At 70.9% G+C, this 17,778-nt stretch carries 11 protein-coding genes; 5 read left to right on the forward strand and 6 right to left on the reverse strand.

Features of this window, described 5'->3' with window-relative positions:
- Nucleotides 1-98 precede the first annotated feature (98 nt).
- Together VGN18_RS10300 and VGN18_RS10305 are read left to right on the forward strand one after the other, a co-directional pair.
- Nucleotides 99-554 carry a MarR family winged helix-turn-helix transcriptional regulator gene (locus tag VGN18_RS10300; protein WP_327539593.1) on the forward strand — a complete coding sequence of 152 codons (456 nt, stop codon included), beginning with the start codon at nucleotides 99-101 and terminating at the stop codon, nucleotides 552-554.
- Complete coding sequence (locus tag VGN18_RS10305) at nucleotides 551-1,828, forward strand: MFS transporter (RefSeq protein ID WP_327539594.1); 1,278 nt, start codon at nucleotides 551-553, stop codon at nucleotides 1,826-1,828. The genes VGN18_RS10300 and VGN18_RS10305 overlap by 4 nt, the downstream gene beginning before the upstream one ends.
- Nucleotides 1,829-1,833: 5 nt before the next feature.
- Here the strand turns inward: VGN18_RS10305 and VGN18_RS10310 are convergent, their stop codons facing one another.
- Nucleotides 1,834-2,205 carry a hypothetical protein gene (locus tag VGN18_RS10310; RefSeq protein ID WP_327539595.1) on the reverse strand — a complete coding sequence of 124 codons (372 nt, stop codon included), beginning with the start codon at nucleotides 2,203-2,205 and terminating at the stop codon, nucleotides 1,834-1,836.
- An 87-nt stretch (nucleotides 2,206-2,292) separates the two neighbouring features.
- Between VGN18_RS10310 and VGN18_RS10315 the strand changes: the two genes are divergently transcribed.
- Entirely contained in the window at nucleotides 2,293-4,545 is a 2,253-nt protein-coding gene (locus tag VGN18_RS10315) for a serine/threonine-protein kinase (protein WP_327539596.1), read from the forward strand.
- A gap of 11 nt (nucleotides 4,546-4,556) precedes the next feature.
- On the opposite strand, the gene VGN18_RS10320 is transcribed toward VGN18_RS10315, so the two are convergent.
- The 4 genes from VGN18_RS10320 to VGN18_RS10335 all read right to left on the reverse strand — a co-directional run bounded on the left by VGN18_RS10320 (nucleotide 4,557) and on the right by VGN18_RS10335 (nucleotide 12,793).
- Entirely contained in the window at nucleotides 4,557-7,205 is a 2,649-nt protein-coding gene (locus tag VGN18_RS10320; RefSeq protein ID WP_327539597.1) for a DUF3488 and transglutaminase-like domain-containing protein, read from the reverse strand.
- Entirely contained in the window at nucleotides 7,202-8,338 is a 1,137-nt protein-coding gene (locus VGN18_RS10325; RefSeq protein WP_327539598.1) for a DUF58 domain-containing protein, read from the reverse strand. The genes VGN18_RS10320 and VGN18_RS10325 overlap by 4 nt, the downstream gene beginning before the upstream one ends.
- A gap of 3 nt (nucleotides 8,339-8,341) precedes the next feature.
- Nucleotides 8,342-9,313, reverse strand: a complete 972-nt coding sequence (locus VGN18_RS10330) for a MoxR family ATPase (RefSeq protein WP_327539599.1) — start codon at nucleotides 9,311-9,313, stop codon at nucleotides 8,342-8,344.
- A gap of 66 nt (nucleotides 9,314-9,379) precedes the next feature.
- Nucleotides 9,380-12,793 (reverse strand): fibronectin type III domain-containing protein, encoded by a 3,414-nt coding sequence (locus VGN18_RS10335; protein WP_327539600.1) that lies wholly within the window; start codon nucleotides 12,791-12,793, stop codon nucleotides 9,380-9,382.
- Between the two features lie 356 nt (nucleotides 12,794-13,149).
- On the opposite strand from VGN18_RS10335, the gene ctaD reads away from it, so the two are divergent.
- On the forward strand, nucleotides 13,150-14,898 hold the full coding sequence (gene ctaD / locus VGN18_RS10340) for a cytochrome c oxidase subunit I (protein WP_414655040.1): 1,749 nt from the start codon (nucleotides 13,150-13,152) through the stop codon (nucleotides 14,896-14,898).
- A gap of 43 nt (nucleotides 14,899-14,941) precedes the next feature.
- A complete protein-coding gene (gene serB / locus VGN18_RS10345; RefSeq protein ID WP_327539602.1) occupies nucleotides 14,942-16,126 on the forward strand; it encodes a phosphoserine phosphatase SerB in 1,185 nt (394 codons plus the stop codon).
- Nucleotides 16,127-16,726: 600 nt separating this feature from the next.
- On the opposite strand, the gene VGN18_RS10350 is transcribed toward serB, so the two are convergent.
- Nucleotides 16,727-17,749: a hypothetical protein gene (locus VGN18_RS10350; protein ID WP_327539603.1), complete on the reverse strand. Its 1,023-nt coding sequence runs from the start codon at nucleotides 17,747-17,749 to the stop codon at nucleotides 16,727-16,729.
- Nucleotides 17,750-17,778 lie beyond the last annotated feature (29 nt).

Here is a 17,778-nt window from a genome sequence, read left to right on the forward strand (position 1 = left end):
GCCCAGATCATGCCTCGTCGGGACCGGTTCACCCAGGGTGACCGCCCTGCAGCGGAATCACATTGGCAAGTTATATAACTAGCTTATATAGTTGGCACATGGGCATCCGACTGGCCGACGCCCGCGCCCTGGCGCAGAGCGTCGATCGACTGACCATGTGGTTGCGTCACCAGACGCCGGCCACGGTCAGCAGCTCCACCATCACCGCCCTCGACCGGCTGCGGACGGAGGGACCCCTGCGGGTCTCCGAACTCGCGGCCCGCGAGGCGATGACCCAGCCGGGTGTGACCATGCTGGTCACCCGCCTGGCCGAGGCCGGGTACGCCGAACGCGTCCCCGACCCGACCGACCGCCGCGCCACGCTGGTGCGCATCACGCCCGCCGGCGAGACCGTGCTGGCCGACCGGCTCGCCACCCGCGCGCAGGTCCTGCGCGAGCGGCTCGGCCGGTTGAGCGACGAGGACCAGCAGGCGCTGACCGCGGCGCTGCCCGCGATCGAACGCCTGGTCGCCACCGCACCCACCACCCCCGAGATCCGGAAGCCGCGTACATGAGTTCCCACCGCGATTCGTCGTCCGCACCGACCGCCGGTCCGTTCCAGCAGCCCAAGGCCGTCTGGGCCGTCGCGTTCGCCTGCGTCATCTCCTTCATGGGCATCGGCCTCGTCGACCCGATCCTGGCCTCGCTGCGCACGCAGCTGCACGCCTCGCCGTCGCAGGTCGAGCTGCTGTTCACCAGCTACCTCGTCGTCACCGCCGTCGCCATGCTGGTGACCGGTTGGGTGTCGAGCCGGCTCGGCGCCAAGCGCACGCTCATCGCCGGCCTGATCCTGATCGTCGTCTTCGCCGCGCTCGCCGGTTCGTCCGGTTCGATCGACGGCATCGTCGGCTTCCGGGCCGGCTGGGGCCTCGGCAACGCCCTGTTCATCGCGACCTCGCTGGCCGTGATCGTCGGCTCGGCGTCGGGCGGTTTCACCGGCGCGATCATCCTCTACGAGACGGCGCTCGGGGTGGGCATCGCGCTCGGCCCGCTGCTCGGCGGCGAGCTCGGCTCGATCAGCTGGCGCGGCCCGTTCTACGGCGTCTCCGTCCTCATGGCCATCGCTCTGATCGCGACCGTCGTGCTGCTGCCACCGACGCCCCGACCGGCGCGCCGGGAGAGCATCACCGAACCGATCAAGGCGCTGCGGCACCGCAGCCTGGCCACCACCAGCGTCGTCGGCCTGCTCTACAACTGGGGCTTCTTCACGTTGCTGGGCTACTCGCCGTTTCTGATGGGCATCTCGAGCCCGCAGAAGCTCGGCTTGGTCTTCTGCGCGTGGGGCGTGCTGGTCGCGATCTTCGCGGTGTGGGGCGCGCCGTGGCTCAAGGCCCGCTTCGGTACCGCCCGGACGCTGTACGGCAACTTCGGGCTGATGGCGCTCGACCTCGCCGCCATCGGCGTCTGGCCCGACCGGCCCGCCGTCGTGATCACGGCGGTGATCGTGGCCGGCGCCTTCATCGGCGTGAACAACACCCTCGTCACCACGGCCGTCATGAGCATCGCGCCGGTCGAGCGTTCGGTCGCCTCGGCCACCTACGGGTTCGTTCGCTTCATCGGCGGCGGCCTCGCCCCGTTCGCCGCCGGCAAGCTGGTCGAGCACTACAACGCGCACGTGCCGTTCCTGATCGGTGCGGCTGTGGTGGTCGTGGCGGCCCTCGTGCTCTCGACCGTGCATCGAGCGCTGGCCGCAGCCGATCGGGGTGAGGTGCACCAGCCCGAGCGTGACGACCTCGATCGCGCCGAGCGCGAGTTGCCGGTGGCGGCCGGGCTGGGCAGCGCCGACTGACGTCGTCAGGCCCGGCGGCGCACCCGCAGGGCCCACGCGATCAGGGGCAGCTGGGCCGGCAAGCGCAGCAGTGTGCCCACGCGGTACGACGTCGAGTCGCTGCTGCGGGCGTCGACGGCCACCTTGATGTTCGCCGGCAGCACGCCGGCGAACAGGGCCGCGGCGGCGAGCGCTCCGGTGCGGCGGGTGGCCGGCACGAGCACCGCGGTGGCCACGACGACCTCGGCCGCTCCGGTGCCCAGGGTCCACAGGCGAGGACGCCCCGGCAGCACCTCGGGGATCATGACGTCGTACACGCCGGGAACCGCGAAGTGGGACGCGCCGGCGCCGGCCAGCAACGCCGCGAGGCCGAGCGTGGGAACCGAGGGAGCCTGCACGGACTCACCTTCTCACGATCCGCGTGGAGGCGTCCGGTTCGTGTTGACGTTGATACGCTCGAACGGCTGGTCATCGGGGAGGTTCATGTGGCGCGTCTGCGTCGAACGAAGGTCGCGCAGAGCGACTTCTTCCCGGGCTTCGACGACATCGTCGAGATCGGCATCGGCAGCCTGGCCACGGTGTACCGGGCCCGCGAACTCGGGACGAACCGGCACGTCGCGCTGAAGCTGCTCAACGTCCGTGACGCGTCGCCCCGCGCCATCGAATCGTTCGAGCGCGAGTCGATCGCGCTCGGTGCGGTGAGCTCGCACCCCAACATCGTCACGCTGTTCCGCTCGTTCCGGGCCGGCGACGGGCGTCCGGTGCTGGTGCTCGAGCTCTGCCGCGGAGCGGTGTCCGACCGGATGCAGGGCGACCAGGGCCTGCCGGTGCAGGACGTCGTGGCGATGGGCATCAAGATCGCCGGAGCGCTCGAGACCGCGCACCGGGCCGAGATCCTGCACCGCGACGTGAAGCCGCAGAACGTGTTGATCACCGAGTTCGGCGAGCCGGCGCTGGCCGACTTCGGCGTGGCCATGCTCCAGTCGTCGACGCAGACGACCGCCGGCCTGTTCGACTTCACCACGTTGCACGCCGCGCCCGAACTGCTCGAAGGCGGTGAGACGTCGGCCGCCACCGACGTCTACGAGCTCGCGTCGTCGCTGTACCAGCTGATCGCCGGACGGTCGGCGTTCCGGGCCTACGACGGGGAGTCGCCCGCGTCGGTCATCCTGCGCATCCTGCGCGATCCGGTGCAGCCGCTGCTGCACGCGCACGTGCCTCCTCAGCTCTCCGACCTGCTGATCTACGCGATGTCGAAGGACAAGGACAGCCGGCCGCCGACCGCCGCGGAGTTCGCCGCCGAGCTCGCGACCATCGAGGTCGAGCAGGGCTGGCCGCGCACCCAGTTCCTCATCCGGGATCCCAGCGCTCCGGGTGGCGTGGTCGGTCTGCCCGCGATCACCCGGATGCCGATGCTGCGCCCGCGCAACGGGCCGCCCGTCGGGCTCGATCGGTTCAGCCCGATGCCCGAGCCGGCGCCGCCCGCCGCGCCACCGTACGAGCCGCCCGCGCCGCCGGTGCCGTACGAGCCGACCCCGCCGGCACCGTACGTGCCGCCGCCCTCGGCACCGGTCGCGTCGGTGAGTGCGCCGTGGCCGGCCCAGCCACCGCCCGGCCCCGTGCCGGGGCCGGTCGTCGAGCCCGAGCCGGTCGTCGAGCCCGAGCCGGTGTACGAGCCCGAGCCGGTGTACGAACCCGAGCCCGAGCCCGAATCGGTGTATCCGCCCGAGCCGGCACCCGCGCCCATCGCGGAACCCGAGCCGATCGCACCGATCAGCGCACTGCCGGTCTGGTCCGACGTCACGATCGGCCTGCCCGGTCGGGGCGAGGCGCCGCACCCGGAGGAGCTCGAGACACCCCCCGAGGTCATCGAGTCGGTCGAACCCGAGGTGATCGAGTCCGAGGTGCTGCCGCGCCCGTCCGAGCCGGTTCCGGCGCCGCCGTCCGCGATCATCGAGATCACCGAGATCGCGGAGATCACCTGGGCGTGGAGCAGCATGATCGCTCCTCACCCCGGTCCCGACCTCGCCGCGCCCGATCCCGAGCCGCCGGCCGAGCCGGAGCTCCTGCTGACCGTCCCGGTCGACACCGTGGAGCGGCTGCCGCTGCGCATCGACGAGGACGCCGACGGCGACTTCTCGGCCCACTTCGTGCCGCCGTCGGCCCCGGCCGCACCCGAGACGACCCTGCGCTCCCGGCTGCCCGAACCGCCGCCGCCGGCCTACCTCCAGCACACCACCGCGCGGCCCCGGCCGGCCGACCACGGGCTCGAACCGCCGCCGGCGCCGGGTCAGTGGTCGGTCCCGATCCCGCCGGTGGGCGGTGACGCACCCCCGACCGGTGGCGACGCCGTGCCGACCTGGAGCAGCCGCGGCTCGTCGATGTACGGCGCCCCGGGCACGCCCGCGATGCAACCGCCGAGCGACCTGCGCCTCGACCCGATGTCGCTGCGGCCGAAGGTGACGATCCGCGCGGGCGCCGCCGCGCTGGCCGTCGACGGAACCCGGCTGCGATCACGGGTCTGGCTCCGCCGCAGCGAGATCCCGTGGTCCGAGGTCATCGGCTTCGAGCCCCGCTTCGACGACGTCGGGCAGGCCGGCAGCGGTCGGCTGGTGGCGATGACCCATCGCGGCCCGGTCGAACTCCCGGCGACGAAACGTTCGACGGGCGACCTGCGCTACATGCACGCGCTGCTCGAGGCCTACCGCCAGCGCGCCGCGCTCACCGGTCACCCCTGACCCGCCGGCCCTCAGTGGGTGCGGCGCCGCCGGGCCCGTTCGCGGGTGCTGTGCCGGCCGCGCTGCGGAGGTGTGGCCGTCCGGGCCCGGGCCGCCGCCGCCCAGGACGACGGGCCGACGAGCGGCCGCGGGTGCGTGGTGCGGTGGTAGCGCAGGCTCGCGTTGAAACGCTCGCGCACCGACAGGCGTCGCCGGATCGACTTGCGCAGCACCACCTGGGCCCGCCACGCGGCGTCGGCGTCCTGGGGGCCCACCCACGTCGTCGGGCTGAAGATCGCGGTGTTGGCCGAGTCGCCGATGTACTGCGCCTGGGCCGCCGGTTCGCCGCCGAACTGCTCGTGGATCGCCTTGGCCACCTCGGCACTGGTCAGGAAGGTGAGGTCGGGCAGGCCGGATTCGACCAGGACGTCGAGACTCTCCTGCCACGCCCCGACCAGCCGCCGGCGCGGATCGCCGGAGCGCTTGCGCCGCCGTACCCGTAGCCGCTTGCGCAGCAGCAGGAAGACGCCGACGAGCAGCACCAGCGCAGCGACGCCGACGATGATGGCGACCACGATCCAGAAGACGCTGGCGTGCGCGGGCTGCGGGACGGTGCTCCGCTTGGCGGGGGCGTGACCCTCGTTCGAACCGGACACCAGGGCGTTCTGCGCCGACGAGGGTGTGGCCGACGGGGTCGGGGACGCCGATGCGCCGCTGCTGGGCTGGGGCTGGCCGCCGGAGAGCAGGGGAGCGGCGTCCAGGACGACCCACCCGCGGCCGCGGATCGGGATCTCGACCCAGGTGTAGGCGTCCGACGCCGTGACCTGGTGGACCCCGGCCGACATCGTCGGGTTGCCGGTACGGGAATCGACCCGGAAGCCGGTGACGACCCGAGCCGGCACGTTGATCTGTCGCGCCACGAGGGTCATGAACGTGGCGTACTGCTCGGGCGAGGCCGCGTGGGTCGTGCGGATCGATCCGAGGATCGTCGCGAAGCTCGTCCCGCCGGCCGGCGCCTGCCCGGTCTCGCTCGGGGAGGCGGTCGTGGGGGTGGGAGTGGGCGTGGGTGTCGGGGTGGGCGTGCGCGATGCGGGGCGCGGCACCGTCCGCTTCGCCTTCGGGCTGCTCGACGGCTTCGCCGCGAGGGCGATGTCGGCGAAGCGGTGCGCGGCAGCACTCGTCCGCCGGGTCGTGGGTGGGCCTGATCTCGTCGGCCTCGCCGCGGTGGAGCGTGGCTGCGGTGTCGTAGGTGGTGTGGTGGTGAGCGGCGTGGACGGCGCGGCCGACGGCGTCGCCGGGGTCGACGGGTTGCCCGTGAGCCGGTACTTGGTCCGCAACTCCGTGGCGAGCGCCTGCAGGAAGGCCACCTGCGAGGTGATCGGTACGTCGACCTCGTCGGCGAGCGACTGGACGAGGGTGGACATCGGCTGGCTGACGTCGACCGGCAGCAGGGTGTCCGTCGGCGGGGCCGACGTCGCGATGAGCGCCGTGGTCGGGAGTCTGTCGAAGGTCACCGGGGCGGCGCTCGAGCGCACCGTGTAGCGCTGGCCGGCGGTCAGGCCCGAACTCGGCACGATCATGCCGCTGGCCGCGTCGATGTTCACGGCCGTGCCGGTGACGCGTTGCGGGCGGAACTGGAAGGGCATCCACGGGGCGGCGGCCATCGGGCCGGCGTTGATCACGTACTGCTGGGAGACGGCGGGGCCGGCGGGGCGCAGCGCCGGGTCGGTCTCGGCCGGGATGACCCCGCCGGACGGACGGAAGGTGCGGTCGAACGACCACCCGTCGCCGTCGTAGTAGTCGACGTCGGCGATCGGGATGTAGCTGCTCGTCGCCCGGTCGACCGTCACCTTGAACAGGTCCGGGTTCGGGGCGGTGCGGTCGGGCCGTAGCCCGGCGACGAAGGCCAGCGGGGTGAAGGGGGTGGTCCGGTCGATCGGCGGGCGCCGGCTCGGCGTCGTCGGTGGCCCGGAGAACGTCGAGGTCTGCGCGATGCCGGCCGCCGCGGCCGCGATCGCGAGCGACAGCACCGTACCGATCGCCAACCCGCGCAGCGGCAGGACGCCGTCCGGCTGGGTCGTCTCGGCGTCCTCGTCCTGCGCGATCCAGGCCTGCGCCGCGCGCAGCAGCAGCAGGGTCAGCAGCAACGTCGCCGCGAGCAGGGTGTCGTAGCGGCGACCGTCGGACGAGTTCGTGATGGCCCGCGCGCTGCCGCCGTAGGCCAGCCCGAACGCGGCGAGGAAGGCGATGTAGGGGACGACGGACTGCCAGCCCCGGCCGACGCACTCACCGACGATCGCGCCGCTCAGCCAGCACAGCGCGAGCGGGGCGACGAGCAGGGTGCGCGGGCTGACGAGGGGCAGGGCGAACGTCAGGATCTGCGACGGTCCGTGCACGAGGCCGTTGTAGAGGTCGCTGAACCCGGCCAACTCCTGCAGGCCGACGAGCATCGCGAAGAAGACGAAGCCGATCAGGTCGATGAGCGCGGTCAGCCACAGCTTGCGCAGGCCGATGCCGATCACGACGACCGGGAGCAGCACGCTGAGCAGGGCGGCGCCGAACAGCGGGACGGCGATGACCGACGAAGGGAACGCGCGCAGCCAGGGTGAGCTGGCCAGGGCGCACGCGATCAGCGACAGCGGCAGCAGCAGGTACGGGATCAGCCGCCGGACGAGGGTCATCGCGGCACCGCCAGGTTCCACGCCGCGCAAGCGTCGTCGGCGTCGGCGGCGACGATGACGCGGACCCGCGGAAAGTCGGGAACGACCTTGCTGTCGGGGTCGATCGAGATAACGACCAGGCGGTCGAAGCGGCGGCGCAGCGCGGCGACGTAGGGCAGGTCCTCCGGGTCGATCTCGCCGGTGACCACGACGAGCGAGGTGCCGCCCCGGGTCCGGCGCAGGGCCAACAGCTGCGTCTGCAGCGATCCGTCGGGGTCGGACACCACGCCGGTCAGGTGATCGATCAGGGGTGTGGAGTCGCGGATGCGCGGGCCGCCCAGCAACGTGCCGTCACTGAGCCGCAGCTCGACCGGAGCCTTGTTACCGGCCGAGGCGACGACCACCGAGGCGGCGACGTCGACGGCCTGCTCGAAGGACTCCTCGGTGTAGAGGCTGGGGCGCTTGTCGAACAGCACGACGGTGTACGGCTGTGAGGTGTCGACGTTGTGCTTCACCAGCAGCCGGCCGGCCCGGGCCGACGAGCGCCAGTGCACCAGCCGCAGATCGTCGCCCGGCACGTACTCGCGCAGGCGGTGGAAGGTGATGTTGCCCTGGGGCGAGGTGTCCGACGACGGGCCTTCGAGGTGACGTGTCTGGCCGGTCGGCAGCGCCTTGAAGCCGAGGATGCGGGGGTAGACCCAGATGAGTTCGGCCTCGGCGTGCTTGCGCGAGCGGCGGAACAGCTCGAACGAGTCGCGCCGCGTGACCTCGATCGGGTCGACGTCGAAGATGCCGCGCTGACGGGTCGGCAGCCGGTACGCGCGGGTGCCGCGCTCGCCGCCGCGCAGCTTCGGGATCACGGTGCGCACCCGCTGCGCGCCGAAGGGCTGCGTCGCGACGGCCACCGGGATGGTGCGCCGGCCGCGGTTGGCGAAGGTGAGGAACGCGATGGCGGGGGAGCCCTTGGGCACCCGCGGCGGCTGGATCTCGCGGGCGATCACCAGGTTCGACGGGCGGGTCACGGTGGCGAACCCGATGACGACGACAGCGAGCAGGCCGAGCCCGACGAGGTCGAACGCGAGCCAGTCCAGGGACAGGCCCAGAACCAGGGAGGCGATACCCCCGAGGAGCGAGGCGAGTCCGAACCGGGTCATGGGTCAGGCGGTCGCGACCGCACGGGGCACGGGCACCGAGTGCATCGCGCGGGTGATCAGCTCGACGCCGGTGCGGCCCTGCAGTTCGGCGTCGGGCTGCAGGATCACGCGGTGGGCGAGGACGACCGGGGCCATGGCCTTGACGTCCTCGGGGACGACGAAGGGCCGGCCGGCGGCGGCCGCACAGGCCCGCGCGGCCCGCAACAGGGCGAGGCTGCCGCGGGGTGAGACGCCGAGCCGCAGCTCGGACATCGACCGGGTGGCGGTGGAGATGGAGACGATGTACTGCTCCAGCGCGGGGGCGATCTCGACCGTCTTGACGACGTCGATCATCGCCGACACGTCGGCCGCGGACAGCACCGGCTGCAGGTGCGCGACGGTCGACCCCATCTTCTGCGTGCGCAGGATCTCGGCCTCGGCGTCGGCCGACGGGTAGCCCACGGTCAGCTTCATGAGGAAGCGGTCGAGCTGGGCCTCGGGCAGCAGGTAGGTACCTTCCATGTCGATCGGGTTCTGGGTGGCCACGACCATGAACGGCCGGGCCATCTGGTGCACGGCGCTGTCGGTGCTGAGGGTGCCCTCCTCCATGACCTCGAGCAGCGCCGACTGGGTCTTCGGCGAGGCCCGGTTGATCTCGTCGCCGAGCACGATGTTGGCGAAGACCGGGCCCTTCTTGAACTCGAACTCCTCGGTGTGCTGGTTGTAGATCGACACCCCGGTGACGTCGGAGGGCAGCAGGTCGGGAGTGAACTGGATGCGGTGCCAGGTCAGCGAGATCGACGACGCCAGCGCGCGGGCCAGCGAGGTCTTGCCCGTGCCGGGGACGTCCTCGAGCAGGAGGTGACCCTCGGCGAGCAGACAGATGACTGCGTTGCGCACGACCTCGGGCTTGCCCTGGATGACGTAGCCCATGTTGTGGCACAGCCGGTCGACGTCGTGGCCCACACGGGTGATGCCGTCGGCGGGACTGGACACAGGTTGCTCCTCGAGGTCAGTGGGTCGGTTCGTGTGCATCGTCGCGCACAGAACGTCGGGATGGGCTCAGGCAGGCGGGACGCCGCTGACGAGATAGGACTTGTCGAAGTCGACGCCGTAGTTCGGGTCGTGGAACTTGACCTCGACCGAGTAGTTCGCCTTGGTGCCGTCGGCGGCCGTCGACGGGCACAGCGTGAGGTCGACGCCGATCGACACCGACTGGTCGGCCGACGCGGTCGACGACCCGCAGGTGACGCCGGGGCTGACGTCCGAGGTCACCGTCTCCGACCAGGTGAAGGTGTCGAAGGTGCTCGTGTCCTGGCTGCCGGTGTACGTGAGCGTGACCAGCGGGTTCGTGACGTCGCCGCCCCAGGCCGCCTTGTAGTCGATCTTGGAGGTGTCGACCGGCTGCGGCGCGGTGCCGCTGACCGGGATGCCGGCGAAGTGCTGGTTGCTGAGCAGGTAGGTGTAGTCGACCGAGACGGTGAACGTACCGCCGTCGCGGACGCACGACTTGTTGACGTCGACGGTGGCGGTGGGGGCGTTGTGCGACGTGCCGCAGTCGGCCGTCGTGCCGTTGGTGACGGTGATCGTCCAGCCACTGGCGAGCAACAGGTGATCGTTGCCGTGGTAGGTCACCAGGACCTGCGGCTGCCCGGTCGTGCCCGACCACTGGGCCTGGAAGTCCCCCGCACTCGTGGTGAGCGTCGGCTGCGGGATGGTGACCGCCGTGGTCGTCGTGCGCGAGATGGCCGCGCCGTACAGCGGGGGGCTGGTGGTCGTCGCGCTGTTCTGCGCGAGCTGCAGGGTGACGTTGCACGGTGAACCGGTGCTGTTGTAGGTGAACCGGTCGATGCCGTCGAAGACCAGGTTCTGGCCGGGCGAGGTGTTGGGGTAGCTCAGCGACTTGCTCGTCGATCCGCCGCAGGTGAGCGTGCTGTTCACCAGGTCGAAGGTCTCGCCGTGGGTGTCGGTGCCGGCTGGGAAGCTGTACGACACGACGAGCCGCCCGTCGGAGAACGAGGTGTTCTCGAAGGTGGCCGACACGGTCGGGGCGGGGAAGACGGCGATCGCGGGCTGCACCGTCACCGGACCGATGGTGACCGCGGCCTCGGGGTGGCGCGGCGGGGTGGCCACGACGGCCACGCTGTACGACGCGCCGGCACGCACGCCGTTGAGCGTCTGCGACAGCGACGCCGTCGGGCCGTTGCTCGTGACAACGGCCCCGTTCGAGTCGAGCAGCTTGTAGGTGAGGCTGCCCCCGATGCCGCCGAGGTCGTGCACCGCACCCTGCTGCAGTCGGACCGAGACGGTCGTCGTCGTGGTGTCCTGACCGGTGGTCTGCGGGGGAGTGCTGGCGGTGACGGCGATGTCGGCCGCCACCGGTGGGCTCCAGCTGTAGGTGCAGGCCGTGAAGCCCGACGGGCGTCCGATCGTCCCCTGCTCGCCGATGCCCTCGACCTGGAAGCGCAACCCACGGCCGAGGAGGGCGTCGCCACCGTGCAGCACGCCGGGCGGCTGGTCGAGCGACGACGGGTCGGCCCCGACCAGGAAGGAGTCGGGCGGGGTGGACAGGCCGCGACCGTCGCAGAATTCGGGGATCACCTTCCACGAGTTGGTCGGGACGCAGCCCGACTTCGCCGAACCGCACGAGGCCCATGTGACGGTCCAGTTGCCGGCCGAGTCGGTGCTCGCCAGCACGTTCGTCGGCGCCGCCGGTCCCTCGGCCCCGGTGGTGATCAGGGCGGCGGTCGACGGCGGTCCGCTCAGGCCGTTGATGAAGCCGGTCACCGTCACCGCATAGGAGGTGGAAGGGAACAGCCCGGTCACGTTGGCGCTGGTGTTCGCGTCGATCCGGTAGTCCGTGCGCGGCGACGGGGCCGACGACCCCTTCTGCGTGACCCCGATGATCCAGGTGGTCGGCACGCAGTCGGAGGTGCTGGTCGTCGGGTAGATCCAGGAGACCTGGACCGATCGCGAGGCCGGCACGGTGGTGGTGATGACCGGGGTGTGCGGTCGCTGCGCGGCGGTGTTGCAGTTGATCGTGTTGTTGATCGGCTCGACCGGGGTCTTCTGCGGCTTCGAGCCCTCCGGCTTCGTCGACTTCTTGCCGGGGGTCGCCGGGTTCAGGTTGGCCTTGGCCACCTCGAGGGCGCCGGCGTTCGCGTTGAGCCCCACACCCTCGGACTTCTTGATCACGAGTGGCGCGCGGCTGCTGTCGGTGAAGGCGACGACCGCCTGCCGGTGCTTCGGCGAGTTGAACACGACCCGGGAATCGCGAGCGATGATGTAGGCGTCGTCGTAGGGCAGGCCCTTGTCGACGTTCGCCTCGCCCTCGGGGTACTTCGCCGTTCCGTCCAGCGGGCCGACGTTCCCGTTCTCGCCGATCGTGAACAGCTCGCGCGAGTCGGTGTCCATCGTGTACATCACGCCGTTGCTCTCGGCCGGCGCGATCAACGCCGCCCCCGGCGCAACGGACTTGAGCTCCGTCGGCGCGTGCAGCCCCGTGCCGTCGGCGCCGACCGACACGAACTTCCAGGTGGAGCCGTCGAGCGCGAGGAAGGCGAGCCGGCCGGACGCACCGCTCACCGGCAGGATCCGGGACACGTTGCTCATCCGCGGGAACGGGACCGACTTGACGTCGGTGTCGCCGCGGAACAGCTGGATGCGGCCGGCCGAGGCGACTCCGACCACGGTGCCCCGGGTCGTCGTCGCGGTACCGATGGCCGAGAGGGCCGGCGTGGTGCCGCGGTCGGTGGAGGCGAGGGTCACGCCCGGATTGCTGTTCGTGGGCAGGACGAGCCGGCGGATCTTTCGACTGTTCCCCTCACCCACGAGCAGCCAGAGGTCACCGTCGGCGGTGGCGGCCGAACCGGGCGTGGCCGCGGAGGCGTCGGGCATCGAGATCGACGCGCGGGGCTTGACCGCGGTGGTGCCGGCGGCGGCGCGGGCGACGGTGGCGGCGTCGACGAGGTACACCCCGGTGCCGCTGTTCCCACCGGCCTGCACGATGTAGGCCGACGCGTCGCCGGCGAGGGCCATCGAGTGGGACCCTGCGCGCGGCGGCAGCGGCACCCCGCCGTCGCTCTTGAGGACGAAGCCGGTGGTGTCCAGCAGGTTGAAGGTGCCGTTCGACGGGTTGAGCAGCAACGTGCCGCCGGTCAGTGGCACGACCTGCACGTCGGCGGCGTTCTTCAGGTCCACCAGATCCTGCGCGTTCAGCAACTTCACCGTGGGACGGCCGCTGGCGAGGTCGACCGCGACGGGCGCGACGGCGTCCTGCAGGTACATCGAGCCGTGCAGCAGGTCGAACGCCCGCGCGCGATCGGGGCGGATCAGGAAGGACGCGAGCGCGGTGGCACCGGCGACGAGGACGAGGACGACCAGCAGGGCGACGGCCTGACGGCGGGACGGGCGGACAGCGGGCGCGGCACTCGCGTCGGCCCGGAAGGCCGCGGGGTCACGCCACCGCCCAGCCACACTGCCTCCTTCGGACGTCGCGGAACGCCATAGGCCCCCCCGCCCGATCCGCTCGACCGGCTCGGCTCCGAACGAACGTCGGGCCGAGCGTATACGAATTGCCCCTTGTTTCACACTGGACACACATTGGCGATTGAGGACAGATCTTGGACCGGCGCCCGCCCGCGACCCAGGGCCCGGGTCGAAACTGACGCCCGGTGAGTGCGTCGCGCAGGTCGGTGACTATCCTCGACAGGACGGCGCAGAACAGGTCGTCACCCGCAAGAAACGACTGCCATCCCGAGCTTCAGGGGGACTGCGTGACAACGACCGCCGAGCCCACGGCCGGACAGCCGGACCTCGCTGGCCCGCTTCCGATCGTCGCGCGCCCGTTCCCGACGCGTGCCGCGTCCAAGGGGTCGATGTTCAGCCAGATGCTGCGCACGACCGACCCCAAGGTCATCGGTCGCATGTACCTCGTCACGTCGCTGGTGTTCTTCGCGCTAGGTGGCGTCATGGCGCTGCTCATGCGTATCGAGCTGGCCCGGCCGGGTCGCCAGTTCCTGTCGCAGGAGCAGTACAACCAGCTCTTCACGATGCACGGCACGATCATGCTGCTGTTCTTCGCGACGCCGATCCTGTTCGCCTTCGCGAACCTGGTGCTGCCGCTGCAGATCGGTTCGCCCGACGTCGCCTTTCCGCGGCTGAACGCCTTCTCGTACTGGCTGTACCTGTTCGGCGCGATCACCGCGAACCTCGGCTTCTTCACGCCGAACGGTGCGGCCGACTTCGGCTGGTACGCCTACTCGCCGCTGACCAACGCCGTGAACTCACCCGGCGCCGGCGCCGATCTGTGGATCCTCGGCCTGGCCATCTCCGGCCTCGGCACGATCCTCGGTGGCGTCAACATGGTCACGACGGTCATCACGCTGCGGGCACCGGGCATGACGATGTTCCGGATGCCGATCTTCACCTGGAACATCCTGGTGACGAGCCTGCTGATCCTGCTCGCCTTCCCGATCCTCACCGCGGCGCTGCTGGTGCTCTACGTCGACCGGCATCTCGGCTCGCAGGTGTTCGAGCCCGCGAACGGCGGCGCCATCCTGTGGCAACACCTGTTCTGGTTCTTCGGGCACCCCGAGGTCTACATCATCGCCCTGCCCTTCTTCGGCATCATCACCGAAGTCATCCCGGTGTTCAGTCGCAAGCCGCTGTTCGGCTACAAGGGCATGGTTCTCGCGACGCTGTCGATCGCCGCGCTGTCGCTGACCGTGTGGGCTCACCACATGTTCACGACCGGAGCTGTCCTACTCCCATTCTTCAGTGTCATGACGTTCCTGATCGCCGTGCCGACCGGCATCAAGTTCTTCAACTGGATTGGCTCGATGTGGCGGGGGTCCGTCACGTTCGAGACCCCGATGATCTTCGCCGTAGGGTTCCTCGTGACCTTCCTGTTCGGCGGTCTCACCGGCGTTCTGCTCGCCAGCCCGCCGATCGACTTCCACGTCGCCGACTCCTACTTCGTCATCGCCCACTTCCACTACGTGCTGTTCGGCACCATCGTGTTCGCGGTCTACTCCGGCATCTACTTCTGGTTCCCGAAGTTCACCGGGCGTTACCTCGACGAGCGGCTCGGCAAGGCGCACTTCTGGCTGACGTTCATCGGCTTCCACATGACCTTCCTGGTCCAGCACTGGCTGGGCGCCAAGGGCATGCCGCGCCGCTACGCCGACTACCTGCCGACCGACGGCTTCACCGCGCTCAACACGTTCTCGACCATCGGCTCGCTGGTGCTCGGATTCTCGCTGCTGCCCTTCGTCTGGAACATGTACAAGTCGTACCGCTTCGGCGAGATCTGCACGGCCGACGACCCGTGGGGTCACGGCAACTCCCTCGAGTGGGCGACGTCGAGCCCGCCGCCGCGGCACAACTTCACGTCCATCCCGCGCATCCGCTCCGAGCGCCCCGCGTTCGAGGCCCACTACCCGCACCTGCTCGACCGTCTCGAGGCCGAGGCACACGCGGGCGGACGCAACCACAAGAATCCGCAGCCGGAGTCGGTGTCGGCCGCCATCAGCGGTCACGGCTCGCGCCAGGGGCAGAAGGACACCGATCCGGCCGGGTGACCCCCCGGGCCGCCCTCGTGGCGGCCCGCCGGCCTGAGTTCTCATGCAGCCAATCTCCGTGCTCGCCACGCTGTCCGGACGTGACCGTCCGGGCGTCACGGCGTCCTTCTTCTCCGCGCTCGCGGCCCACGACGTCGACATCCGCGACGTCGAACAGGTGGTCATCCGCGAGCGGCTGATCCTGGCCGTGCTGTTCGACGTCCACGGCGACCCGGGCGCGCTGCGCAACTCGGTGACCAAGGCCGCCGGCGCGCTCGGTATGGAGATCGAGGTCGCGATCGCCGACGAGAACGCGCCGCGGCGGCGCGAGCGGGCCACCCGCAGCCATGTCATCGTGCTGGGCCGACCGCTGCGGCCGGGCGCGCTCAGCCATGTCGCTCAGCGCATCGCCGACATCGGCGCCAACATCGAGTCGGTCACCCAGCTCTCCACCGAGCCCGCGTCGAGCCTCGAGATGATCGTGCGCAGCGACGACCAGGTCGCCCTGCGGGCCGCGCTCGTCCGGGCGGCCGAGGACACCGGCGTCGACATCGCCGTCGAGCCGGCCGGGCTGCGCCGCCGCGCGAAACGCCTCGTCGTGCTCGACGTCGACTCGACGCTGATCCGGGACGAGGCGATCGACGTGCTCGCCGAGCGAGCCGGCGTCGGCGATCAGGTCGCCGCGATCACCCGGCGCGCCATGGCCGGCGAGCTCGACTTCGGCGAGTCGCTGGAGGCCCGCGTCGCGCTGCTCGCGGGGTTGACCGAAGCCGATCTCGAGGACGTCCGCGACACGCTACGTCTCACCCCCGGCGCCCGCACCTTCGTCCGGACGCTGCGCCGCGTCGGCTTCTACGTCGGCGTCGTCAGCGGTGGCTTCACCTTCGTCACCGACCGCTTCGTCGACGAGCTCGGCCTCGACTTCGCCGCGGCCAACGAGCTCGAGCTGGTCGACGGCGTGGTGACCGGTCGGCTCGTCGGCCCGGTCGTAGACCGCGCCGGCAAGGCCGAGGCCCTGCGCACGTTCGCCGCCAAGTACGGCGTGCCGGTCACCCAGACCGTCGCCGTGGGCGACGGCGCCAACGACATCGACATGCTCGAGGCGGCCGGTCTCGGCGTCGCCTTCAACGCCAAGGCCGCCCTGCGGGCCGCCGCCGACACCAGCGTGAACCTGCCCTACCTCGACAGCGTGCTGTTCGTGCTCGGCATCTCGGGCGAGGATGTCGAAGAGGCCGCCCGGGAGGGTTGAGCGCCCAGAGCGTTCGATGAGGTATCCACAGAATGCCGGACCTTCCAGCAGGTCCTGGCGAGACGTTCTATTCTGCGATTCATGATCGACATTACGGTTTCCGAGGGCGTTTCCGCCCTGACCGCTGGCGTCGACATGGTGCTCGCCGCCGACCTGTCGGGGTTGTCGTCGGTCGAGGTAGCGGGTGGTTGTCGGTGTTGGAGGTGCAGCGGCGCCGGTTGGAGGCGGGCGCCGGCTTGATCAAGGGCTCCTGCCAGGGCGACCGCGAGCTGCTCTTGACGAAGCCCGGCCGTACCCGAGCCGCAAAAACAAAATGCCGCTCAGAGCTTAGGAACGGGGGGATTCCAGCTCTGAACGGCATTCCCGCGTGAGCGGGCTGCTTACTGCAGTTATTGGCAGGCTACCCGCGGCGAGCTGACCGCTGTCCCCCGAGAGGGTCAGCTCCAGCCACTGCAGACACGCACCGGATGTTGCTGGTGCGAGGCGATCCCAGTTCCCCCCGGACCTGCGACCAACTGCCAAGTGGAACCTTACGTGAAGTCCGCGTGAAGTGCAACCCGCGGTAATGGTCGACGTCGAGCGGGGGTCTCGCGGCTGCGTTCAGCCGTCCGTGTAGGGCTGCATCGCGACGGAGGGGTCGAAGGTGGCGGAGCCGAGCTCGTAGACGCCGCCGTGTGCCGTGTGCAGTTCCTCGGGGGTACCGCCCGGCGAAGCGTGACCGCGGCCGATCCGCACGGCGAGTCCGGCGGTCGAGCAGTTGCGCACCTGGTGACGCCCACCGGACGGATCCGCGTACTCCCAGCCGACACTCGTAGCGATCGGCGCGGTGACGGTGACGGTGAGCGTCATGCCGTCACCCGGAAGCACGAGGTCGCAGCCGTCCGGGCGCTCCTGGACGGTGATGCGGCGGAGCAGACCGCCGATGCGATGACGGCGGCCCTTGCGGCCGTCCGGGGCGAAGGCGCCGTTGGCGATCCACGGCGTGGTCGACGGCCCGACCTTCACCCGCCCGATCACGACGTCGAGCCAGCCCTCGGGCGCCTCGGCGAACCCGGCGCCGCGCAGCCAGATCCAGCGGTGCGCGTGCTCGGCGCCCCAGTTGTGGCCGAGCATGCCGCGCCAGCCGTCCAGCGTGAGCTCGCGGCCGTTCAGCACGACCGATCCGCTCACCCGCATCGCCGGGTAGGGGCTGGTCGACTTGGTGCGGGGGAGCGGGGCGCGGTACAGCCAGCCGTACGGCAGGTGCCGCAGCTCGGCGTCGAGCGGCTCGAACCGCAGCGCCCAGGACGCGTCGGTGTGCCGGCCCGACACCGCGCCGGTCGCTCCGTCGCGCCGCACCGCGCCGTAGCCACCGACGGCGAGCAACTGCGATCCGGTGCCGGCGCGCACATCGTCATCGGTGACCTTGACGGCAGTGGGACGCCCGTCCTCGAACAGGGTGAACCAGATCGAGCCGGTCGGTCGTCGGCCCGGCTGCTTGTGCACGGTGTAGCGGATCCAGACGCTGACGGGCGCGCTGGGGTGGCTCGCGACGAGATAGATGCTCTCGTAATGGCCGGCGCGCGTGGCGACGGCCGGGAACCTCGGCGTGAGGCAGTCCGGCGGCGATACCGGGGCATCCACCGTCGCAGCCTCTCACGGGCGATCAGCCG

The organism is Jatrophihabitans sp., assembly GCF_036000465.1.
GTDB lineage: Bacteria > Actinomycetota > Actinomycetes > Mycobacteriales > Jatrophihabitantaceae > Jatrophihabitans.

Bases quoted from the DNA above. Each gene is read 5' to 3' on its own strand.
- VGN18_RS10325 (WP_327539598.1), bottom strand. From the start codon at position 8,338: ATGACCCGGTTCGGACTCGCCTCGCTCCTCGGGGGTATCGCCTCCCTG.
- serB (WP_327539602.1), top strand. From the start codon at position 14,942: ATGCAGCCAATCTCCGTGCTCGCCACGCTGTCCGGACGTGACCGTCCG.
- VGN18_RS10300 (WP_327539593.1), top strand. From the start codon at position 99: ATGGGCATCCGACTGGCCGACGCCCGCGCCCTGGCGCAGAGCGTCGAT.
- VGN18_RS10320 (WP_327539597.1), bottom strand. From the start codon at position 7,205: ATGACCCTCGTCCGGCGGCTGATCCCGTACCTGCTGCTGCCGCTGTCG.
- VGN18_RS10305 (WP_327539594.1), top strand. From the start codon at position 551: ATGAGTTCCCACCGCGATTCGTCGTCCGCACCGACCGCCGGTCCGTTC.